The 20,414-nt window shown below is 43.8% G+C and carries 23 protein-coding genes and 1 rRNA gene (1 of these 24 cut by a window edge); 17 read left to right on the plus strand and 7 right to left on the minus strand.

Annotated elements, in window-relative coordinates; genetic code table 11:
* Positions 1-816, plus strand: coding sequence for a Dam family site-specific DNA-(adenine-N6)-methyltransferase (locus K5L93_RS12790; protein ID WP_220720187.1), 816 nt, complete (start codon positions 1-3; stop codon positions 814-816).
* A gap of 6 nt (positions 817-822) precedes the next feature.
* Here K5L93_RS12790 and K5L93_RS12795 read toward each other — a convergent pair whose 3' ends face one another.
* Entirely contained in the window at positions 823-990 is a 168-nt protein-coding gene (locus K5L93_RS12795) for a DUF2970 domain-containing protein (protein WP_016403780.1), read from the minus strand.
* Positions 991-1,122: 132 nt separating this feature from the next.
* On the opposite strand from K5L93_RS12795, the gene rpe reads away from it, so the two are divergent.
* The 9 genes from rpe (at position 1,123) to K5L93_RS12840 (ending at position 10,232) form a co-directional block, all read left to right on the plus strand.
* Positions 1,123-1,800, plus strand: coding sequence for a ribulose-phosphate 3-epimerase (gene rpe / locus K5L93_RS12800; RefSeq protein WP_163135279.1), 678 nt, complete (start codon positions 1,123-1,125; stop codon positions 1,798-1,800).
* Positions 1,801-1,809: 9 nt separating this feature from the next.
* Positions 1,810-2,505: a phosphoglycolate phosphatase gene (locus K5L93_RS12805; RefSeq protein WP_220720188.1), complete on the plus strand. Its 696-nt coding sequence runs from the start codon at positions 1,810-1,812 to the stop codon at positions 2,503-2,505.
* Positions 2,506-2,535: 30 nt separating this feature from the next.
* A complete protein-coding gene (gene trpS / locus K5L93_RS12810; protein ID WP_220720189.1) occupies positions 2,536-3,540 on the plus strand; it encodes a tryptophan--tRNA ligase in 1,005 nt (334 codons plus the stop codon).
* Positions 3,541-3,675: 135 nt separating this feature from the next.
* On the plus strand, positions 3,676-4,584 hold the full coding sequence (locus K5L93_RS12815; RefSeq protein WP_220720190.1) for a cation efflux transmembrane domain-containing protein: 909 nt from the start codon (positions 3,676-3,678) through the stop codon (positions 4,582-4,584).
* 101 nt (positions 4,585-4,685) lie between these two features.
* On the plus strand, positions 4,686-5,270 hold the full coding sequence (locus K5L93_RS12820; RefSeq protein ID WP_220721515.1) for an anthranilate synthase component II: 585 nt from the start codon (positions 4,686-4,688) through the stop codon (positions 5,268-5,270).
* Positions 5,271-5,559: 289 nt separating this feature from the next.
* Positions 5,560-6,771 (plus strand): aspartate aminotransferase family protein, encoded by a 1,212-nt coding sequence (locus tag K5L93_RS12825; RefSeq protein WP_220720191.1) that lies wholly within the window; start codon positions 5,560-5,562, stop codon positions 6,769-6,771.
* Positions 6,772-6,886: 115 nt separating this feature from the next.
* Entirely contained in the window at positions 6,887-7,918 is a 1,032-nt protein-coding gene (gene astA, locus K5L93_RS12830) for an arginine N-succinyltransferase (RefSeq protein WP_220720192.1), read from the plus strand.
* A gap of 39 nt (positions 7,919-7,957) precedes the next feature.
* Complete coding sequence (gene astD, locus K5L93_RS12835; RefSeq protein WP_220720193.1) at positions 7,958-9,427, plus strand: succinylglutamate-semialdehyde dehydrogenase; 1,470 nt, start codon at positions 7,958-7,960, stop codon at positions 9,425-9,427.
* Positions 9,428-9,437: 10 nt separating this feature from the next.
* Positions 9,438-10,232, plus strand: coding sequence for a DUF1338 domain-containing protein (locus K5L93_RS12840; RefSeq protein WP_220720194.1), 795 nt, complete (start codon positions 9,438-9,440; stop codon positions 10,230-10,232).
* Between the two features lie 54 nt (positions 10,233-10,286).
* Here K5L93_RS12840 and crp read toward each other — a convergent pair whose 3' ends face one another.
* Positions 10,287-10,925 carry a cAMP-activated global transcriptional regulator CRP gene (crp, locus tag K5L93_RS12845; protein ID WP_016403770.1) on the minus strand — a complete coding sequence of 213 codons (639 nt, stop codon included), beginning with the start codon at positions 10,923-10,925 and terminating at the stop codon, positions 10,287-10,289.
* Positions 10,926-11,136: 211 nt separating this feature from the next.
* Between crp and K5L93_RS12850 the strand changes: the two genes are divergently transcribed.
* On the plus strand, positions 11,137-11,541 hold the full coding sequence (locus K5L93_RS12850; protein ID WP_016403769.1) for an OsmC family protein: 405 nt from the start codon (positions 11,137-11,139) through the stop codon (positions 11,539-11,541).
* A 1-nt stretch (position 11,542) separates the two neighbouring features.
* Here K5L93_RS12850 and K5L93_RS12855 read toward each other — a convergent pair whose 3' ends face one another.
* The 3 genes from K5L93_RS12855 to K5L93_RS12865 are packed head-to-tail and all read right to left on the minus strand — an operon-like array spanning position 11,543 to position 13,681.
* Positions 11,543-12,412 carry a phosphoribulokinase gene (locus tag K5L93_RS12855; RefSeq protein ID WP_016403768.1) on the minus strand — a complete coding sequence of 290 codons (870 nt, stop codon included), beginning with the start codon at positions 12,410-12,412 and terminating at the stop codon, positions 11,543-11,545.
* A gap of 37 nt (positions 12,413-12,449) precedes the next feature.
* A complete protein-coding gene (locus K5L93_RS12860) occupies positions 12,450-12,698 on the minus strand; it encodes a YheU family protein (protein ID WP_016403767.1) in 249 nt (82 codons plus the stop codon).
* On the minus strand, positions 12,695-13,681 hold the full coding sequence (locus tag K5L93_RS12865) for a hydrolase (RefSeq protein WP_220721516.1): 987 nt from the start codon (positions 13,679-13,681) through the stop codon (positions 12,695-12,697). The genes K5L93_RS12860 and K5L93_RS12865 overlap by 4 nt, the downstream gene beginning before the upstream one ends.
* Before the next feature lie 134 nt (positions 13,682-13,815).
* Between K5L93_RS12865 and K5L93_RS12870 the strand changes: the two genes are divergently transcribed.
* Together K5L93_RS12870 and K5L93_RS12875 are read left to right on the plus strand one after the other, a co-directional pair.
* Positions 13,816-15,210: a coniferyl aldehyde dehydrogenase gene (locus tag K5L93_RS12870; RefSeq protein WP_220720195.1), complete on the plus strand. Its 1,395-nt coding sequence runs from the start codon at positions 13,816-13,818 to the stop codon at positions 15,208-15,210.
* A 32-nt stretch (positions 15,211-15,242) separates the two neighbouring features.
* Positions 15,243-15,488 (plus strand): DUF3624 family protein, encoded by a 246-nt coding sequence (locus K5L93_RS12875; RefSeq protein WP_220720196.1) that lies wholly within the window; start codon positions 15,243-15,245, stop codon positions 15,486-15,488.
* Between the two features lie 5 nt (positions 15,489-15,493).
* On the opposite strand, the gene miaA is transcribed toward K5L93_RS12875, so the two are convergent.
* Positions 15,494-16,432 (minus strand): tRNA (adenosine(37)-N6)-dimethylallyltransferase MiaA, encoded by a 939-nt coding sequence (gene miaA / locus K5L93_RS12880; protein ID WP_220720197.1) that lies wholly within the window; start codon positions 16,430-16,432, stop codon positions 15,494-15,496.
* A 125-nt stretch (positions 16,433-16,557) separates the two neighbouring features.
* A complete protein-coding gene (locus K5L93_RS12885) occupies positions 16,558-16,767 on the minus strand; it encodes a DUF1127 domain-containing protein (protein ID WP_220720198.1) in 210 nt (69 codons plus the stop codon).
* 764 nt (positions 16,768-17,531) lie between these two features.
* On the opposite strand from K5L93_RS12885, the gene K5L93_RS12890 reads away from it, so the two are divergent.
* The 4 genes from K5L93_RS12890 to K5L93_RS12905 form a co-directional block, all read left to right on the plus strand.
* Positions 17,532-18,656 carry a pyridoxal-phosphate-dependent aminotransferase family protein gene (locus K5L93_RS12890; RefSeq protein ID WP_220720199.1) on the plus strand — a complete coding sequence of 375 codons (1,125 nt, stop codon included), beginning with the start codon at positions 17,532-17,534 and terminating at the stop codon, positions 18,654-18,656.
* Between the two features lie 87 nt (positions 18,657-18,743).
* On the plus strand, positions 18,744-19,358 hold the full coding sequence (locus K5L93_RS12895) for a flavin reductase family protein (protein ID WP_220720200.1): 615 nt from the start codon (positions 18,744-18,746) through the stop codon (positions 19,356-19,358).
* 14 nt (positions 19,359-19,372) lie between these two features.
* Positions 19,373-19,858, plus strand: coding sequence for a C40 family peptidase (locus K5L93_RS12900; protein ID WP_220720201.1), 486 nt, complete (start codon positions 19,373-19,375; stop codon positions 19,856-19,858).
* Positions 19,859-20,286: 428 nt separating this feature from the next.
* Positions 20,287-20,414 (plus strand): 16S ribosomal RNA (locus K5L93_RS12905) (it continues 1,417 nt past the right edge of the window).

Here is a 20,414-nt window from a genome sequence, read left to right on the forward strand (position 1 = left end):
ATGAAGAAAACACGTGCTTTTTTAAAATGGGCCGGCGGTAAATACGGCTTAATTGAAGACATCCAGCAACAATTACCTGAAGGTGATTTGCTGGTAGAGCCTTTTGTGGGCGCCGCTTCGGTGTTTTTAAATACCGATTATCCGCGCTACTTATTAAGTGACATTAACCCCGATTTGATCAATATGTATCAAATATTGCAGCAATGCCCGCAGCAGTTCATTGATGATGCCAAGCACTACTTCACGCAAGAGTGTAATCAAAGCGAGTATTACTACCAGGTGCGTAAACGTTTTAATGCCACCGAAGATAGCTACCAACGTTCTTTAATGTTTTTGTATATGAATCGTCACGGTTATAACGGCTTATGTCGCTATAACCGCGGTGGTGGTTTTAATGTGCCCTTCGGTTCTTATAAGCGCCCTTACTTCCCTGAACAAGAGCTGGAGTTTTTTGCCGAGAAGTCGCAAAAGGCCGAATTTCGTTGCTGCTCGTACGTGGAAACCTTTGCCGAAGTAAAGGCTGGCGATATAGTTTATTGCGATCCGCCTTATGCTCCGCTTAGTCCTACAGCTAGTTTTACCAACTACGCAAGTAAAGGCTTTAATCGAAGTGACCAAGAACGTTTAGGCGATTTAGCCATAGAGGCCCAGCAGCGGGGAGCTTCTGTATTGATTAGTAATCATGATTTACCGCTCACTCGCAGCATTTATCAGCATAGTGAATTGAGCCAACTAAGTGTGCGCCGAACCATTAGTCGTAAAGGGCAGCAACGAATGAAAGTTGCCGAACTATTGGCTTATTATCAGGCCAATTAAGCACCCTTAGGTAATTGCCGACACTAGCGCTGCTATCGCTAATACAAACAGCGTAACCATAATGATACCCACTAGAATGAACTTCCACGCTTTGCCTTGGCTAAAGTCATGTTGCCGTTGTTTATCCGATTGAACACCAAACAACGCACCGAGAACACTTTTCAACACAGACATGATATTTCTGCCATTTGTTGCCCTTTTTGCTGAATAACTTCAGCATGACATAAAAACAATCTTTGTACAGAGATTGGATCACAACACAAGCTGCGCTAAAATTGCGCACTTTCAAATCCAATGGTTAACCCAATGAGCAAACCTTTTTTAATTGCCCCTTCAATTTTAGCCGCAGATTTTGCCCGTTTGGGTGAAGAAGTGGATAACGTACTGGCTGCTGGTGCAGATGTGGTCCACTTTGATGTGATGGACAATCACTACGTGCCTAATCTAACCGTTGGTCCAATGGTGTGTAAGGCACTGCGAGATTACGGCATTACTGCACCCATTGATGTGCATTTAATGGTTAAGCCGGTAGATGCCATTATTCCTGAGTTTGCTAAAGCTGGGGCGAGCATGATTACCTTCCATGCTGAAGCCTCAGAGCACATCGACCGCAGTTTGCAGCTAATTAAAGAACAAGGCTGTAAAGCCGGTTTAGTATTAAACCCTGCTACACCTCTACACTGTCTTGATTACGTAATGGATAAGCTAGACATGATATTGTTAATGTCGGTAAACCCTGGTTTTGGCGGTCAAAAGTTCATTCCAAATACCCTAGATAAACTACGTGCAGTGCGTAAAAAGATTGACGAGAGTGGCTACGATATTCGTTTAGAAATTGATGGCGGTGTAACGCCAGACAATATTGCTGAAGTAGCACAAGCGGGTGCCGATATGTTTGTGGCGGGTTCTGCCATCTTCAATCAACCTGATTACAAAGCGGTAATCGATAAAATGCGTGCCGAACTGGCTAAAGTTGCTAATTAAGGTAAACAAATGAGCCAATTACAAGCGGTAAAGTTAATTGCTTTTGATTTAGACGGTACCTTAGTAGACAGCGCGCCTGATTTAGCCTTGGCTATTAATGCCATGCTGCTGGACTTGGGACGGGAGCAATTTCCAGAACAAACCGTTCGCCACTGGGTAGGCAATGGCGCTGAAGTGTTAATTAAACGCGCCTTGTCTGGTTCGGATACTATCGCCAGCGATATTGAAGAGAGCCTGTACTTACAAGCAAAAGATTTGTTTGTTCAGCATTATTCAGAAAAACTGTGTGTCGCCAGCAAGCTGTATGATGGCGTAGCTGAGAGTTTAGAACAGCTTTCTAGGCTAAATGTGCCAATGGCTATTGTCACCAATAAACCTAGCGTATTCACTCAGCCGCTATTAGAAGCTTTAAATTTGGCACAATACTTTGACGTAGTTTTATCAGGTGATTCTCTGCCACGTAAAAAGCCCGATCCACTGCCGCTGCAGCACTTAGTTGAGCGCTGCCAGGTTGAGATGGCAGATTTATTGATGGTGGGTGACTCAAAAAATGATATTCAAGCTGCAAAAGCCGCGGGTTGTCGCTCGCTAGGCTTGACCTATGGTTATAACTACGGTGAAGATATCGCACTTAGTGGCCCCGATTTGGTGGCAGACAGCCTTGTAACATTGCTTGAGTTAATTAAAGACTCGGTTACAGCTTAAGCCCATAGTAATAGTTTTTATAGGAACAACATGAGTAAACCGATTGTATTAAGTGGCATTCAGCCTTCTGGTTCATTAACCATTGGTAACTATATTGGGGCAATAAATCAGTGGATTGATATGCAAAATGACTACGATTGTCATTTCATGTTAGCCGACTTACATGCCATTACTGTTCGCCAAGAACCTAAGCAGTTTACTAATCAAGTGTTAGATGGCTTAGCGATGTATATCGCTTGTGGTTTAGACCCAGACAAAAGCACCATATTTGTTCAGTCGCAAGTACCTGAGCATGCTCAACTTGCATGGGCGTTAAACTGTTACACGCAAATGGGTGAGCTGAATCGTATGACTCAGTTTAAAGACAAGTCGACCAAGTATGCGAGCAATACTAATGCGGGCTTATATACTTATCCTGCGTTAATGGCCGCCGATATTTTATTGTATCAAGCCAATGCTGTGCCAGTGGGAGACGATCAAAAACAACACCTTGAGCTAACTCGTGATATCGCCCATCGCTTTAATAATCTTTATGGCGAGATCTTTACAGTTCCTGAACCATTTATTCCAAAATTTGGTGCGCGGGTTATGTCTTTGCAAGAGCCCAGCAAGAAAATGTCTAAGTCTGATGACAACCCTAAGGCTTTCATCTTATTGAGTGACACGCCTAAACAGATCGCCAAAAAGATTAAAGCTTCGGTGACTGATTCTGATGAGCAGGCACGTATCTACTTTGATCGTAATGAAAAGCCTGGTGTATCTAACCTACTCACTTTGCAGTCGGTAGCAACTGGTAAGTCAATTGATGACTTAGTGGCAAGCTACGAAGGCAAAATGTACGGACACCTAAAAGTAGACACCGCTGACGCTGTAGTAGCGATGATGGAGCCTATTCAAGCTCGTTATCAAGCGCTACGAGAAGATGAGGCAGCTTTGCAGGCTATTATGGCTAAAGGTGCAGAACGTGCCAGTGAGCAAGCCAGTAAAACCCTACGTGCAGTTTATGACGTACTAGGTTTTATTAGTTTGAAGTAGCAGCGACTTAATTAACGACAAGCCCAGCTAATAGCTGGGTTTTTTTATGTCTAGTTAATAGTAGTGGCATAGCTAAGTGCTTGCTAGTATCTATTGGTATATCAATGTGTTGATAACTGGCTCTGTGAGGAATAGATGGATCTTGAACGTAAAACCTTAGTTGTGTCGGCAATAATTGCTTTGCTGCTCGCTACGTGGGGCATAGCTATGGGAGTCTACACTGAATCTGGCGCCATTATGCTAGATGGCGTATTTAATCTACTATCCTCAATTATGGCATTCATAGGTATCCGTATCGCCTACCTAACCAGCCAAAACTACAATGAACGTTTTCCCATGGGCTATTTTGCCTTCGAGCCCTTAATGGTAATGGTGAAAGGTATCTCGATTTTAGTTTTGGTAGCATTTGCCTTATCAGCCAACTTGCAAACCATGCTTGCTGGTGGGCGAGAACCACAAATTGGCATGATGTTAGTGTATGTGGCGCCGGCTGTAGCGGGGTGTTTACTTGCGTGGTATGTATGTTTGCGTAGCAATCAAAAACAAGCATCTAATTTGCTTCTAGCGGAGCAGCAGGGTTGGTTAATCAACTCTGTGATCTCTGGTGCTATTGGCGTCGCGCTTATCATTGTATTGTTGATCCAAGATAGCAGCATCGGCTGGATAGCCCGCTACGTAGACCAAATATTGGTAATTGTGTTCTCCTTGGTGTTTCTAAAAGATCCGTACTTATTGGTTAAAAACGGTTTTAAAGAGTTACTGCTTAGCGCGCCTGATGATGCCCACACTAAGCCATTTTTAGCGGCACTTAATGAGCAATCTCTAATAGATGGTTTTAGTGTTGCTGATGCCATGGTAATGAAAACCGGCCGCAGATTTTGGGTAACTCTAGAGTTAGAATGCCAACAATCTCAACTTGCCCTTAGCGACATGGTGCAGCAGCGTAAACAGCTGAGAGCTTTAGCCAATCAATTTTATGAAAACAACTACACTGAGATAGTATTTGTAGAGCCTAAAGCTTCGAGCGAAGATGCTGCAAGTTGAATTAAACTAAACTGCACTGAATAGTCGCTGTGTCGCTGTTTAAAATCGGCTACTATAGCGACTTTCTTGGTTTTGACTTATACACGGTTTGCTCAAGCTACATGTTACTTATCATCGACAATTACGACTCATTTACCTACAACCTATATCAATACTTTTCGCAGTTAGGTATTAAGGTTGAAGTGCGTCGTAACGATCAAATTACTCTAGAGCAAATTGAACAATTAGCCCCCAGCCATTTGGTAATATCGCCAGGGCCCTGCTCGCCTAATGAGGCTGGCATATCTCTAGATGTGATTGCCAGGTTTGCTCAGCGCTTGCCTATTTTGGGGGTGTGTTTGGGGCATCAATGTATTGCGCAACATTTTGGCGCTCAGGTGGTGCGTGCAGCACAAGCTATGCACGGCAAAGTGCGGCCAATTTATCATCAGCAGCAATCAGTGTTTAAGGGCTTGGCTAATCCACAAATGGTAACGCGTTACCATTCTTTAGTGGTGGCGAAAGATAGCTTGCCAGAGTGCTTAGAAGTAACTGCATGGAGCCAAGATGATGAGGGCGAAGCGCATGAAATTATGGGCCTAAAACACCGGAGCTTACCGATCCATGCAGTGCAGTTTCATCCAGAAAGTATACTTACACAACAAGGTTTACAGTTATTAGCTAACTTTGTTGATTCTACAAAGTAGAACGTTTTAGATTCTATAAATGCTTATCTAGTGATTTTATAGAATGAATAGATTGTGCATATTTATGCTGTAGTGGCTAAGTCTTTGGCTGTTTTCTGTCAGCTTAGCAATAATTGATTTAGAACTATGCACTGAATATGCGTAAAAATGGCCATATTTTGTATGGCTCAAAGGCATTATGCTCAGACAAGGCTCTTGAGATTTGCCATAATCGCCAAACTGTTTACAAACTATTAACCTTTCTGGCCCTGTATAACGGAATAGCCAGAAAGCTAAAGGAGAACACTACATGTCACACGCTGTTACTCGCGCGCTATTCGATGAAGTTATGGTTCCAAACTATGCACCAGCGGCCATTATTCCGGTGAAGGGTGAAGGTTCGCGCTTATGGGATCAAGACGGTCGTGAGTATATCGACTTTGCTGGTGGTATCGCCGTTAACTGCTTAGGCCATTGTCATCCCGCGTTGGTGAAGAGCTTAACCGAACAAGGCAACTCACTGTGGCACCTAAGTAATGTACTCACTAATGAGCCAGCATTGCGTTTAGCCAAAAAATTGGTAGACAGTACCTTTTCTGAGAAAGTGTTCTTTTGTAATTCTGGCGCAGAAGCCAACGAAGCCGCACTAAAACTAGCGCGTCGTTACGCCATTGAGCATGGCTCTGCCGATAAAACCAAAATCATCGCTTTTGAACAAGGCTTCCATGGTCGTACTTTCTTTACCGTAACCGTGGGTGGTCAAGCGGCTTATTCAGACGGTTTTGGGCCAAAACCCGGCGATGTAGAGCACATTCCTTACAATGACCTTGCTGCCTTAGAAGCCATTATTGATGATCAAACCTGCGCAGTGATGATGGAACCCTTGCAAGGTGAGGGCGGCATTATTAGCCCTGACTTAGAGTTTGCACAAAAAGTGCGTGAGCTTTGTGATAAACACCAAGCTTTGCTTATTTTTGATGAAGTACAAACCGGTGTTGGCCGTACTGGCGAACTATACGCATACATGGGCTTAGGTGTAACGCCAGATATTTTAACTTCGGCTAAAGCCTTAGGCGGCGGTTTCCCAATTGGCGCGATGTTAACCACTACTGCTATTGCAGCTTCAATGAAAGTCGGCACGCATGGGAGCACCTATGGTGGTAACCCATTGGCTTGTGCTGTCGCTGAAACGGCTTTTGATATTGTTAACTCAGAAGAAGTACTAAGTGGCGTTAAGCAACGTGAACAATGGTTTAGAGAAGCACTTAATCGCATCAACGAGAAGTATCAGGTATTTGCAGAAGTGCGTGGCAAAGGTTTGCTGTTAGGTGCGGTATTAAATGAGCAATATCAGGGCCGAGCCAGAGACTTTCTATTGGCCGCAGCGGCTGAAGGGCTGATGGTTCTGGTAGCTGGTGCTAATGTTGTGCGTTTCACTCCATCTCTTATTGTTCCTCAAGCTGACGTTGAGTTAGGCATGCAGCGTTTTGAGCAAGCTGTTGCCAACGTGGTAAACGCTTAAACCCATTGGGCTGATGCCGTTAAAGCTTTCAGCCCAAGCAATACTTTTAATAAACACAAATAGTGGCTAATACTTAGCTACGGCTTCATGCTATTTAACAAAGGGAGAAATAGCCATGTTAGTTATCCGTCCTATTAAGGAAACGGATTACCCTGCCTTGTTACAAATGGCAGTGGGTTCGGGGATAGGCTTTACTTCTTTACCAGTAGACGAACCTTTATTGCGTGAAAAGCTCGCGCATTCTATTCGTTCGTTTGCCAGTGATATCGACCACCCTGGCGACCTGCATTATTTAATGGTGGCCGAGGATACCGAAACTGGTGAAGTAGTGGGTACCAGCGCCATAGATGCCGCAGTAGGCATGGCCAGCCCATTTTATACTTATCATCTCGGCAAAGTTGTACATGCTTCACGTAGCCTAAATGTATACAACGTGGTGGAAACCCTCACCTTAACCAATGATTACACCGGTGTGACCGAGCTATGCACCTTGTTTTTGCAAGAGTCTCACCGACAAGGCCAAAATGGTCGCTTATTGTCGAAGTGTCGCTTTTTGTTAATGGCCGAGCACCCGCAACGTTTTAACGACTCAGTTATTGCCGAAATGCGCGGCGTATCCGATGAACAAGGCCGTTCACCGTTCTGGCAATGGCTGCAAGATAACTTCTTTAGTGTTGATTTCCCTACCGCCGACTACCTAACAGGTGTAGGTAAGAAAGAGTTTATTGCTGAACTTATGCCCAAGTATCCCATTTACGTCAATTTACTTAGCAAAGAAGCGCAAGCCGTAATTGGTGAAGTACATGAAAAAACTCGACCGGCGCTGCGATTATTAGAGGCCGAGGGTTTCTGCAAACACGGTTATGTAGACATCTTTGATGCTGGCCCTACCGTAGAGTGTCCTCTCAAGCTGATTGAGAGCGTGAAGCATTCCTTCAAAGTAATTGTACATGTTGGGCAACCTAGCGAAGCAGCCGAAGAAATGCTGCTTACCAATGCGCGTTTACAAGAGTTTAGAGCATGTGTTTCTCAGATAGAGTTAGATAGCAAAAAATGCCACGCAGTGATTTCTAAAGAAGCTGCTATGGCCTTAGAAGTGACCGATGGTGAGCAAATTCGCATTGGCGCACTGCGTTTCGAACAATAATTTTGCCCGCGGGCAGCAATAAAGGATTTGAGGTTGTAGATGGAACATTTAAATCAGTTTATTAACGGTCAATGGTTGGCGGGTGAGGGCGAGGCTTTTAACTCGATTGATCCTGCTAAAAATGTGTCGGTGTGGCAGGGCAAGTCAGCAGTTGCGAGCCAAGTAGATAAGGCAGTAACTGCAGCACGAGACAGCCAATTTGCTTGGTACATGAGCGGTGTTGAGGCGCGCCTTGCTATCATCAAAAAATTTGCTGGCTTGCTTGAAGAAAACAAAGAAGCCTTAGCCTTGGTAATCGCTCAAGAAACGGGAAAACCTTTATGGGAAACTCGTACTGAAATTGCAGCAATGATCGGCAAGGCAGGCATTTCAGAGAAAGCCTATTTTGAGCGTACTGGCGAGTCAAGCTCTGAGCTGCCCATTGCAACTGCAGTATTGCGTCATAAGCCTCATGGAGTGGTTGCGGTTTTTGGTCCCTACAACTTTCCGGGGCATTTACCTAATGGTCATATCATCCCAGCGTTGATCGCAGGTAATACAGTGGTGCTTAAACCTTCGGAGCTAACACCTAAGACATCTGAGCAAGTTGTGAAGCTATGGCAACAAGCAGGTTTGCCCGAGGGCGTGCTTAATCTTGTTCAAGGTGAAGTGGAAACTGGCAAAGCCTTAGCCTCACATCCGGGAATTGACGGTTTGTTCTTTACGGGCAGTTCTAATACTGGCCACGTTCTGCATCAACAGTTTGCTAGCCAGCCAGATAAAATCTTGGCTTTAGAGATGGGCGGTAACAATCCCTTAGTTGTGGCTGAGGTTGATGATGTAGATGCGGCGGTTCACGATATTGTGCAATCAGCCTTTATCTCTGCAGGCCAGCGCTGCACCTGTGCACGCCGCTTGTATTTACCAAAAACCGAGCAAGCCGAGCAAATCCTTGAGCGTTTAGTATCTGTGACTAAGGCGATTGAAGTGGGTGACTACGATGCCGAGCAACAGCCCTTCATTGGTGCCATGATCAGTGCAAAAGCCGCTGCGGGTATGGTTGCCGCTCAAGAAAAGTTAACAGCATTGGGTGGTGAGTGTTTAGTTGAACTTGAGCAAGCAAATGCAGATAAAGGCTTTGTTAGCCCAGGTATTATTGAGGTGAGTAAAATAGCCGATTTACCCGATGAAGAATACTTTGGCCCTTTGCTGCAAGTGGTTCGTTATGACGATTGGGACAGTGCAATTGCTCAAGCCAATAACACCCGATACGGTTTATCTGCGGGTTTGTTAAGTAACGATGCAGCTCTGTGGGAAAACTTCCGCCACCGCATTCGAGCAGGTATTGTTAATTGGAATCGCTCAATTACTGGCGCTTCTAGCGCAGCGCCTTTTGGTGGGGTAGGTGCTTCGGGTAATCATCGGGCTAGCGCGAAGTATGCTGCCGATTATTGTGCTTACCCAGTGGCGTCGATGGAAGGTAAAGCCAGTGTCATGCCTGCAACCTTAAGTCCAGGCTTACACTTCTAAGGAGTTAGCGATGACTATCGATTTATTTTTTGAGCGTTTATGGCAACAGTATTTGGCGGTAACACCAAGCGCAGAGTCTATTCATGCCTTACTGGGCGGCGGCGCTCCAATCGTTAACGATCATATTGCGGTGCGCACTTTTAATCTGCCAAATACCGGCGTAGAAGCGTTTGCCAAGCACTTGCTAGCAATGGGTTATATCCAAGGAGGTACTTATCACTTTGCTAACAAGCACCTTGATGCAGCCCACTTTGAACATAGTGACCCAACAGTGCCTAAGGTGTTTATTAGTGAGTTACAAGTGGAAAGCCTTTCTCCTCAAGCGCAAGCTATTGTTCAGCGTTTGGCCTGCCAAGTGAATGACGAGTTATATCAACGCCCAGAAGTATTCTTTTCAGGTCGGCCTTGGCAGTTAAGCTATAGCGATTACCAAGCATTACTCGCTGAAAGCGAATATGCCGCATGGTTAGCAGCCTATGGCTACCGCGCTAATCACTTTACAGTTTCGGTAAACCAGCTGGCGGGCTACCAAAGCCTACAAGCGGTTAATCAAAAACTGTTGGAAGCAGGATTTAACTTAAATACGGTGGGTGGAGAGATTAAAGGTTCACCAGAAGTATTGCTTGAGCAATCCTCAACAATGGCCGATCAAACTGAGGTGGTGTTTAGTGACAGTAAACACAGCATACCCAGTTGTTTTTATGAGTTTGCGCTGCGTTATGCCAAGGCTGATGGTGAGTTGTACTCAGGCTTTGTAGAAGCGTCGGCAGATAAAATATTTAGTAGTACCGACAACCGTTCTTAAAAAATAAAAAAAAGCCGCATTAAGCGGCTTTTTATTTGAGCAAAGGTGGTGTTATTAGCGTGTGCCGTAAACCACTATAGTTTTACCGTGTGCGGTAATTAACTCTTGCTCTTCTAGCATCTTAAGAATACGGCCTACCGTTTCGCGAGAACAACCAACAATTTGGCCGATCTCTTGGCGAGTGATCTTAATCTGCATGCCATCTGGATGCGTCATAGCATCTGGCTGCTTAGCTAGGTTTAATAGCGTTTGAGCGATTCGACCAGTAACGTCTAAGAATGCTAAGTCACCTACTTTTTGGCTGGTGATTTGCAAACGGTTAGCCATTTGGCCCGAAAGGCGCATTAAGATTTCAGGGTTAACTTGAATTAGCTGACGGAATTTCTTGTAAGAAATCTCCGCTACCTCACAAGGACTTTTTGCGCGGATCCAAGCAGTACGAATTGGATTTTCAGTGTCTTCGAAAAGACCCAATTCACCCATGAAATCACCTTGATTCAAGTAAGACAAGATCATTTCCTTGCCTTCTTCATCTTTAATTAATACTGCCACCGAACCTTTTACAATGTAGTAAAGTGTTTCAGCTTTTTCACCAGCATGAATCAAAGTACTTTTTGATGGGTACTTATGAATGTGACAGTGAGAAAGAAACCACTCCATCACCGGATCAGCTTGAGGTTTGCCAATTACCATATTAAAGAAATCCTCTGTCTTTATAATTGTTTGCTAGCTTTATAACATGCAAACTGTATTTATTTTAATAGTCGTCCATTCCGCCTCTAGCATAAAAGGCTTCGGGCTTTGCTGCAAGGCATTTATACGCCTTTAGTATGAGTCAAACGCTGGCCTTGAACCTTGACCTAGATTAAGCTGGTCGACGAAATATCCCCTAGGAGAATCTAACATGAAAGCGACCGTTTCTTGGTCTAAAGAACTGCAATTTATTGGAAAAAGTAGCTCAGGTCACCAAATTGAGATGGATGGTGATGGTGCAAAGGCTGCGGCAAGCCCTATGGAGTACGTACTAATGGCGGCCGGTGGTTGTAGTTCAGTAGATATTATTTCCATTTTGAGCAAAGCTAGACAGCAAGTTACTGATTGTACAGTTAATCTCGATTCTGAGCGGGCAGAAGGTACGCCGCGAGTATTTACTAAAATTCATCTCGAATTTGTAGTTACTGGGGTTGATTTAAGTGAAAAGCATGTGGCACGCGCAGTACAATTAAGCATGGAGAAGTACTGTTCTGTGTCGCTAATGTTGAGTAAAAGCTGTGAAGTAAGCCACAGCTATCGTATTGAATCTGCTTAATTTAGCGAATTTTCCCTGTCTCTAATAGTTGCTGAATCATTGGCGACAGGATTAACTCCATGGCAAAACCCATTTTCCCACCAGGTACCACAATGGTGTTTTGCCGTGACATATAAGCGCCGTCGATCATTTGCAACAAAAATGGAAAATCGACGTTTTTTAGGCCACGAAAACGAATCACCAACATGCTCTCATCTAAGGTTGGAATGCTTTTGGCGCTAAATGGGTTAGAGGTATCTACCGTGGGGACTCGCTGAAAGTTGATATGAGTGCGAGAGAATTGAGGGGTGATGTAGTTAATGTAATCATCCATAGAGCGAACGATTGATTCTTGCACTGCTTCGCGAGAATGGCCTCGCTCGGTGGTATCTCGCACCAGCTTTTGAATCCACTCTAAGTTTACAATCGGCACCATACCGATGAGCAAGTCAACTTTAGAGGCTACATTTTTATCATCGTAGGCCACACCGCCGTGTAAGCCTTCATAAAACAGTACATCGGTGTCTTCGGGTAAATCTTGCCAAGGCGTAAAGGTACCTGGCATTTGGTTGTAAGGTACTGCTTCATCAAAGGTATGTAGATAACGACGATATTGGCCGGTGCCCGTTTCGCCATATTGTTTGAAGAAGTCGTACAGCAAATTAAAGTCGTTAGCTTCGGGGCCAAAATAGCTAATATGTTTACCATGTTCGCGAGCTTTACGAATAGCCACATCCATTTCTGGGCGAGTGTAACGGTGAAAGCTATCCCCTTCGATAAAGGCGGCGTTTAGCTTGTGCTGCCTAAACAGATGAGCAAATACTTCGCTGGTGGTTGATGTTCCAGCGCCTGATGAACCGGTAACCGCAATAACGGGATGCTTAGCTGACATAGTGGCCTTATTTGTTGGTGATGATTATAAACAGGGTTTACCCATCATCCTGCTGCCCTTCCATGGCAGAGGCATCAAATTGCTCTTTGGCAATTAAGTTTACTGTTTCATGAAGTTCAGAGTATACGATTAAAACCGAGCCGTTAATAACTTGTTGTTTAATTTGTTCTAGTTTGTCACTAAGACTCAACTCTTGATCACCATAGTCGGTGCCTTCGCGCAGTACATAGCTTTCTAGTAATGCATCTAAGGTGGCGGGTTCTAATTGTTGCCAAGGAATGATCATTTTGATGTTTGCTCAAGTTGTTGTTTAAACCAAGCTGGAATAGTTGATTCAAGCCAAAATTGCGGGCGCAGCAGGCTACCACCAACAAATCCTACATGTCCACCGGTATTGCTAAGGCGATATTCTACAGCTTGGCTTAATTGATCTGCTTTGGGAATAACCCGTTGGTCCATGAAAGGATCATCAGCCGCATGGATCAATAAGGTTGGGTGGGTAATTTCTTTTAATAAAGGCAAGCCGCTGGATCGGTGGTAATAGTCGGTAGCGCCCTTAAAACCATGTGCTTTTGCAGTGTAGTGTTCGTCAAACTGCACGAAGTTACGCCAAGTTTGGACTTCTTGAGCATTAAGAGGAGCCTGCTGGGTGCGCTCAATTTTTTTACAAAGATTACGCTTCATACGTGACAACAGGTGATGTTGATAAACTTTGGAGAAGCCTCGCTGCAAGCGCTCTGAACAAGCCGCCAAGTTTAAAGGAGGCGATACTACAGCAGCTGCAACCAGTGGAGAGTTGGGCGTTTTGGCTAAATAGTTGACTAACATATTACCACCTAAGGAATAACCTAATGCCAGTAATGGAGCCTCGGGGTATTGCTGGTGTAAGTAATTGATGCAGCTTGTAGCATCTTTAATTTCGCCACTGTGGTAACCACGCCACAAATTATTCGGTTTGCCGCTGCAGCCGCGAAAGTGCATAACTACTGCGCGCCAACCTTGTTGGTAGCAAGCCTCTAGAATCCCTTTTGCGTAGGGAGATTCAACACTGCCTTCTAAGCCATGAAACACCACCACAATGGGCTGGTTTGATGAACGAGCTTCAACGCTATCTATCCAAGCCAGGTCTACAAAGTCTCCGTCAGCTAAATCCAGTTTTTGCCAAGCTAGCTTTAAGCGCTTATTCCGCCGTAAAAAAGTAGGCAATAAGGTTTGAATATGCTTGTTTCTGGCCCACCAAGGAGCGGTAAATTGGTTTGGATTAATGATTGCTCTCCCTTTGTCCGATGCGACTAAACTATGCTACCTGTCATAATTTTGTTCAAGTATCATCATTTATATTTTACAAGTTACCATGGGTAACATAATCTATTTGTGATTATAGAGTGTTTATGGTGACAGATGTGAATCAACAGCAATTTTCTAGTGACTTAACCAGCCTAAAACAAGCCTTTGTTCAGCAAAGCTACCCAAGTTTGCAGCAACGCAAATACAACCTACAGCAGTTGTTAAAGTTGTTGATGGAAAATCAAAGCGCCATTATTGAAGCGATTAGCCAAGATTTTGGTCACCGTAGCTCACATGAAACCCAGTTGATTGAGTTATTTCCTTCTATAGAGGGAATACGCTATGCCTTAAAGCACCTTAAAAAATGGCTAAAGCCACAGAGACGAGGTATTAGCATTTGGCACTTGGGTGCGAGCAATCAAGTGCTCGCAAAGCCCTTGGGTGTGCTCGGCGTTATTGTTCCTTGGAACTACCCCTTATATTTAGCCATAGGGCCGCTCACCGATGCCTTAGCTGCAGGTAATAAGGTCATGATAAAAATGTCGGAACTTAGCCCTGCACTTTCTGCATTGCTGATTGAGTTGATGCCTCAGTACCTTCCTGAGGATTTGGTAAAGGTTTACGCTGATGAAGATGGTAGCCGCGGCGCGCAATTCTCTAGCCTCGCCTTTGATCATCTGGTGTTTACCGGCTCAACCAATACCGGCCGAAAAGTGATGCAAGCAGCCGCTGCTAATCTTACTCCGGTAACTTTAGAGCTTGGCGGTAAATCTCCAGTGATTATTGCAGAAGACTACCCGGTTGAGTTGGCAGCTGAGCGCATCATGATGGGTAAGCTGTTTAATGCCGGGCAAACCTGCGTAGCACCCGACTACGTTTTACTGCACCACTCACAACGGCAAGCTTTTGTGGATGTTTGTGTGGCTTATTGTAAAAAGCACTATCAATCGCTGAGCGATCAGGCATTCACTAGCATTATTTCTGAAGACTTTTTAGATAGGCTAAATAAGCTAAGCCAGCAGGCAATAGAGCAGGGTGCAGAGAGCATTACTTTACTTCCGGGCGAGAGTAAGCAAAAGCTAGCTCCGAGTTTATTGCTAAATGTGGCTGAAGACGCCGATGTGATGCAGCAAGAGATCTTTGGCCCAATATTGCCAGTAGTTGAATATCAGCAGTTAGACGAAGCCATTGCTTATGTGCGGCAGCAAGCTCATCCGCTCGCTTTATATGTGTTTTCTAATCAGGCTGCTACCCAGCAGCAAGTTATTCAACAAACTCAAGCTGGTGGTTTATGTATCAATGATGTGCTTTTGCACGTAGCCCAACATGAACTGCCTTTTGGTGGGGTAGGACCGAGTGGAATGGGTCATTATCACGGTTATGACGGTTTTGTGCAGTTTTCTAAAATGCTACCCGTGTTTAAGCAAGGGCGTTTTCCGGCAATAAAACTGATGCGTCCACCTTATACAAAATTCAGTGAGTTATTGATCAAACTGATGACTCGTGGATAATCTGCTTAGATTGTTGCCAATAGGGTTTAGCCGTGAGTTGTCAGTTTTGCCAAAAGGCATGGTTTTTAGAAAAGCTAGGCCGTTGCCAACAGTGTATGTGGCAAGCCAACCTAGGCAGTTTGCTGCTATTTTTGTGCTGTCTGGGCTACAGCGGTGAAGTGGCTGTTTACTCTGTCGCGCTATGGCTAGCTTTTGCAGCATTTGCCAGCTTAAGTTTGGCTCATTGGCTAATGTTTTTGTATTACCGGTGGTCGACTAAGCAACCACCAAGTAAGTAGTTGGTTTAAGAAAGCTCTGCACTTAAGCTTTCTAGTTGTGGCTCTACTAACTTTGCTGCTTGTTCTACCAGACTTTGCTGAGGATCCAACCAATGAATGGTATCACCACGGCGCTCCATCTTCCTAAACCAGGTATCCTGGCGTTTGGCAAACTGATGAATTTGAGAATTAAGCTTTTGAAACATATCGTTGTAGCTGAGCTGCTCTTGTAAATACTGAGCGACTAAGCGGTATTCCAAACCATAAAACTCTAGTTTGCTGTAACTCACGCCATCTCTATGAAGATTTTGCACCTCTTCGATTAAGCCCTCTTCTAAACGCTGTTTTAAGCGCAGAGTGATGCGTTTTCTTAGTACTGAGCGCTCCCAACGAATTCCCATATAAAGTGGATTTATCTTTGGATGCTTAGGCGTGCTCTGCGGTTCAATTACTTTGTCCGACTCTGCTATCTCTATCGCCCTCACTAAACGAGGCCGCACGGTTAAATCGGTACTATTGTGCTGCTCTGGCTTAAGCGCCAATAAACGTTGCTGTAGCTCACTTAGGCTCAACTCAGCCAGTTGATCCCGCAAGGCCTTATTTACTGGCACTTCGTGTAGTTGATAGTTTTGAGTTACTGCGTCGATATATAAGCCGGTACCGCCTACCATAATCGGTAGCTTATTAGCTTGTTTTATCTGCTGATAAGCAGCGAAGAAGTCTCGCTGAAAGTGAAATACACTGTATTCGGTGTCGGGCTCTACAATATCAATAAGATGGTAGGGGATCTCTTGGTACTCATCTAAGTCTTTACCCGAGCCTATATCCAAACCTTTATATACTTGGCGTGAATCTGCCGATAGCACTTCACCATTATAGCGGCGTGCTAGTTCTACACCTAGATGGGTTTTACCTGAAGCAGTAGGGCCTAATACAACAATAAGGTTAGCGGCTTGAGTTTGCATAGTGGTTTTAATTGCGTGGTAATTGAAAAGCGAATGGTAGCAAGAAAAAACAAAAACGGCATGTGCAAAGCAGCATGCCGTTTGTAATGAGCCTGAGGTCCTTGGCGAAAAGCGTTGTAAGTGCTTTAGTTTTCCCAGAAGTGCTTGCGTGATTCTTGGTAGCGGTCTGCTTCGCTTAAACCAATGTCACGTAGTAAGTAAGCGGGTAGTTGGGCTAACTGACGGCGTGTTTTTTGACGCAAAATCCACGTATTGCAAAGTTGGTAAACCTCAACAAGCTGTTGGAAGAAAGAAGTATTTTTGGTGTTGCTAATAGTATTTGCGTTAGTGCTCATAATGTAAGACCTCATCTCAGTTGATGGGGCAATAATAGATCTGAAAATTCTCCTTCTCAAACAAGTAAAACTGCAATTTTCACATTAGAAAAACTAATGTTATATCGGTTTTTTTGTAGCCGCTTTTAGATGTGAATAATTGTTGAATATAAATTCATTTTTTGTGTTTTATTAGTGTGTGGGATAAAAATTTTTTAACCTGTTTTGGTGTTTTATTAGCCTGTGTGGCTTTGTTTGATGGTATCTTTCACTTGGTGTTTTGCTTGGTTGCGTTTGTTTGGTGTTTGACTAATTATTCCATGGCTTTTTATGCTGTTTATTTTAGCCTTAATCCCTTTTATCTAGGTGGCTTGTTGGTGTTTTTTATTTTCGGATAATTTATTGTTTTGGATCAATTTAATCAAGTCTTTAGGCTTAAGTTACAAGGCATTTATATGTTGATTTATTGTAAATATTGTTGCGCTTTGGTGTTGTTTTGGTAGCGTTAAAGTTCGTATTCATATTTTGCTTGGTTTATAGAATGAATAGTTTAATAAATAATCTTTTATTTAAGCTTGTTTCTATTAGTTGTATTTGTCTTTCTGTGAGTTTTTATTAATGCAAAATGAGCTGTGTATAGAGTTTATGCGCTTAGTGAAAAGAGCACTCAAAGGCTTATGCTTCTGACTGTTTTGTGTTCAATTGTTGCCACCTGAATGTTAGAGTAATTACGCAACACTCATAATTACAATAAATAATTAGATTAAATATAAGGACATGCTTTCATGGATATTAGCTCTTTTAACCCTCCTCGTAGAATTTTGATGGGACCAGGGCCTTCAGATATTTCTCCACAAGTATTGCAGGCACAAAGCCGCCCTATCATTGGCCATTTAGATCCTTTGTTCGTGAACATGATGGACGAAATTAAAACTTTGTTACAGTACGCATTTCAAACCGAAAATGCCCACACCTTCGCTGTATCCGCGCCTGGCTCTGCAGGCATGGAAACCTGTTTTGTTAACTTGGTTGAGCCAGGTGATAAAGTTGTTGTTTGTATTAATGGCGTATTTGGTCAACGCATGTTGGAAAATGTAGAGCGCTGTGGTGGTGTTCCAGTGGTGGTAGAAGACAGCTGGGGAGAAGCCGTTTCTATCGATAAAGTGAGTCAAACACTTGAGCAGCATTCCGACGCTAAAATACTGGCCTTTGTTCATGCAGAAACATCTACTGGCGTAGCTTCTGATGCTCAAGCCCTATGTGCACTGGCGAAACAACACGACTGCCTAAGCATTGTTGATGCCGTTACCTCTCTTGCGGGTATCCCCGTGAAAGTGGATGAATGGGGCATAGATGCTATCTATTCTGGTAGTCAAAAATGTCTATCTTGTGTACCCGGTTTATCACCGGTAAGTTTTAGCCAAGCGGCAGTGAGTAAGTTAACTAGCCGAAACAGTAAAGTACAAAGTTGGTTTTTAGATCAAAGCTTAGTAATGGGCTACTGGTCAGGGGAGCAAAAGCGTTCTTACCATCATACTGCGCCAGTTACTGCATTGTATGCATTACATGAGTCATTGTTGGCCTTATATAAAGAAGGCTTAGAACAATCTTGGCAGCGACACGCCGATATGCACAGTCAGTTGGCCGATGGTCTAGCTGAGTTAGGCCTAGATTTGATGGTGGATCAAAGCTGTCGATTACCCCAGCTAAATTTAGTGGCAATCCCCAACGGCGTAGACGAAGCTGCAATTCGCGCTAAGTTGCTTAATAACTATAACTTAGAGATTGGTGCGGGCTTAGGTCAGTTTGCTGGTAAAGCATGGCGAATAGGTTTAATGGGCTACGCTGCCCGCAAAGAGAATGTGAGTTTATGTTTAGCTGCACTGGCTGAAGTTCTTGGCAAAAGCTGATATTTTCTTTCTATACTAGTGCTTGAAGCCCGCAGCAGCGGGTTTCTTTTTATTCAAACCTATTATCGGCAGATAGGAAGAGCTTAGATGTACATCGATTTTTCTAGTTTAAGTGCTAATCAGATATACCACTGCATGACTCAAACAGTGGTGCCTCGCCCTATAGCTTGGGTACTAAGCGATAACGGAGAACTTAATTCTTATAACTTAGCACCCTTCTCATACTTTACTGCCGTTAGTTCTAATCCACCTCTGATGATGCTTTCGGTGGGTAAAAAACCAGATGGCAGCGATAAAGATACCAAAGTTAATATTGAACAACGTAAACATTGTGTAGTTCATATCGCAAGTGCAGCCCTGGCCGAGCAAGTCACCGAGTCGGCGAAAACCTTGCCACATGGCGAGTCAGAAATAGAGCTCCAACAACTTGGTTTAACTCAGTTTGATAGCTTTTCTCTACCAAGGCTTACTAACGCCCCTATTGCTATGGCTTGCGAGCTTTATGAAATGCATAAAGTGGGGAATACACCTCAAGCAATGATACTGCTTAAAGTATTGCACCTATATATAGAAGAGCAGTTTGTCACTGAAGCGCAAGGGCGTATCACTTTAGATACCAATAGACTTAATCCGCTAGGGCGATTGGGTGGTGGCGAGTATTGGGCAAATGGCAATAGCTTTTCTATTCAACGCCCCAAGTAAAGGTAGCGAGTTTAATGCTTAGAATCGCTGCTACATCTAATTGGCTTGCAGTTTTACTCGTTTGTTATTTGCTCATGGCCTGTAGCGCTAAGCAAGTGAGCGAATCTTCAAATGTTGGTCTAGCTAAAAATGCTACGGCAACACAACAACTAATGTTGCAAGTTCATAAGCAATGGCAAGGTACTCCCTATCAACTTGGGGGAACAACTAAGGCCGGTATCGATTGTTCCGCTTTTGTTCAGCACCTATATAAAGACATTTATAATCAAGTTTTACCACGAACAACAGAAGTGCAACTAAAACAAGGAAAGGCTGTATCACTAAACAACATTCAAACTGGCGACCTCATCTTCTTTAAAACCAGTTATAAAGTGCGGCATGTGGGCGTGGTGTACGACCAAAATCATTTTCTTCATGCCTCCACATCTAAAGGTGTGATCTTTTCGCGCATCGATAATGTTTATTGGGCGCCAAAGATTATTGCGATAAAACGCCTTTAAACGTAGATAAAATCGCCAATAAATACAACGCCTGTCTACTATCTGAACACTTGAACGTGTTTCTGTGATTTTCTTCAAAAAACGCTTGCGCCGCGGGAATCGATCCCTATAATGCACCTCCACTGACACGGCACGCAGCGCACTAAAGCGAAGCAAGGCTACGTCAGGGTTAGCAAGGCCTAGGGCTGAGTTAGCCGGTTGAAAAACTTCTTCTTAATTAATATTAAAAAGCGGTTGACAGCCACAGAGGAAAGCGTAGAATGCGCACCTCGCTTCGGCAAGAAGCAACGCTCTTTAACAATTTATCAAGCAATCTGTGTGAGCACTCACAGGACCTTAAGCGAAAAAATTAAGCTTAAGTGAACTGGAGTCTTGCACTGTAAAACACAGTAATAATTTCAGTTTTTAACTTTGAGCGAAAAAACTTTTGATTGAAGAGTTTGATCATGGCTCAGATTGAACGCTGGCGGCAGGCTTAACACATGCAAGTCGAGCGGTAACAGAGAGTAGCTTGCTACTTTGCTGACGAGCGGCGGACGGGTGAGTAATGCTTGGG

Origin of the sequence: Agarivorans litoreus, assembly GCF_019649015.1 — a bacterium.
In the GTDB taxonomy this organism is placed as follows: Bacteria; Pseudomonadota; Gammaproteobacteria; order Enterobacterales; family Celerinatantimonadaceae; genus Agarivorans; species Agarivorans litoreus.

What these genes read in the sequence shown, in the direction of transcription:
- K5L93_RS12825 (WP_220720191.1), top strand. Translation starts at nt 5,560, where the DNA reads ATGTCACACGCTGTTACTCGCGCGCTATTCGATGAAGTTATGGTTCCA.
- crp (WP_016403770.1), bottom strand. Translation starts at nt 10,925, where the DNA reads ATGGTAATTGGCAAACCTCAAGCTGATCCGGTGATGGAGTGGTTTCTT.
- K5L93_RS12805 (WP_220720188.1), top strand. Translation starts at nt 1,810, where the DNA reads ATGAGCCAATTACAAGCGGTAAAGTTAATTGCTTTTGATTTAGACGGT.
- K5L93_RS12840 (WP_220720194.1), top strand. Translation starts at nt 9,438, where the DNA reads ATGACTATCGATTTATTTTTTGAGCGTTTATGGCAACAGTATTTGGCG.
- K5L93_RS12885 (WP_220720198.1), bottom strand. Translation starts at nt 16,767, where the DNA reads ATGAGCACTAACGCAAATACTATTAGCAACACCAAAAATACTTCTTTC.
- K5L93_RS12895 (WP_220720200.1), top strand. Translation starts at nt 18,744, where the DNA reads ATGTACATCGATTTTTCTAGTTTAAGTGCTAATCAGATATACCACTGC.
- K5L93_RS12790 (WP_220720187.1), top strand. Translation starts at nt 1, where the DNA reads ATGAAGAAAACACGTGCTTTTTTAAAATGGGCCGGCGGTAAATACGGC.
- K5L93_RS12795 (WP_016403780.1), bottom strand. Translation starts at nt 990, where the DNA reads ATGTCTGTGTTGAAAAGTGTTCTCGGTGCGTTGTTTGGTGTTCAATCG.
- K5L93_RS12900 (WP_220720201.1), top strand. Translation starts at nt 19,373, where the DNA reads ATGCTTAGAATCGCTGCTACATCTAATTGGCTTGCAGTTTTACTCGTT.
- K5L93_RS12820 (WP_220721515.1), top strand. Translation starts at nt 4,686, where the DNA reads ATGTTACTTATCATCGACAATTACGACTCATTTACCTACAACCTATAT.
- K5L93_RS12850 (WP_016403769.1), top strand. Translation starts at nt 11,137, where the DNA reads ATGAAAGCGACCGTTTCTTGGTCTAAAGAACTGCAATTTATTGGAAAA.
- K5L93_RS12815 (WP_220720190.1), top strand. Translation starts at nt 3,676, where the DNA reads ATGGATCTTGAACGTAAAACCTTAGTTGTGTCGGCAATAATTGCTTTG.
- trpS (WP_220720189.1), top strand. Translation starts at nt 2,536, where the DNA reads ATGAGTAAACCGATTGTATTAAGTGGCATTCAGCCTTCTGGTTCATTA.
- K5L93_RS12860 (WP_016403767.1), bottom strand. Translation starts at nt 12,698, where the DNA reads ATGATCATTCCTTGGCAACAATTAGAACCCGCCACCTTAGATGCATTA.
- miaA (WP_220720197.1), bottom strand. Translation starts at nt 16,432, where the DNA reads ATGCAAACTCAAGCCGCTAACCTTATTGTTGTATTAGGCCCTACTGCT.
- astD (WP_220720193.1), top strand. Translation starts at nt 7,958, where the DNA reads ATGGAACATTTAAATCAGTTTATTAACGGTCAATGGTTGGCGGGTGAG.
- astA (WP_220720192.1), top strand. Translation starts at nt 6,887, where the DNA reads ATGTTAGTTATCCGTCCTATTAAGGAAACGGATTACCCTGCCTTGTTA.
- K5L93_RS12890 (WP_220720199.1), top strand. Translation starts at nt 17,532, where the DNA reads ATGGATATTAGCTCTTTTAACCCTCCTCGTAGAATTTTGATGGGACCA.
- rpe (WP_163135279.1), top strand. Translation starts at nt 1,123, where the DNA reads ATGAGCAAACCTTTTTTAATTGCCCCTTCAATTTTAGCCGCAGATTTT.
- K5L93_RS12855 (WP_016403768.1), bottom strand. Translation starts at nt 12,412, where the DNA reads ATGTCAGCTAAGCATCCCGTTATTGCGGTTACCGGTTCATCAGGCGCT.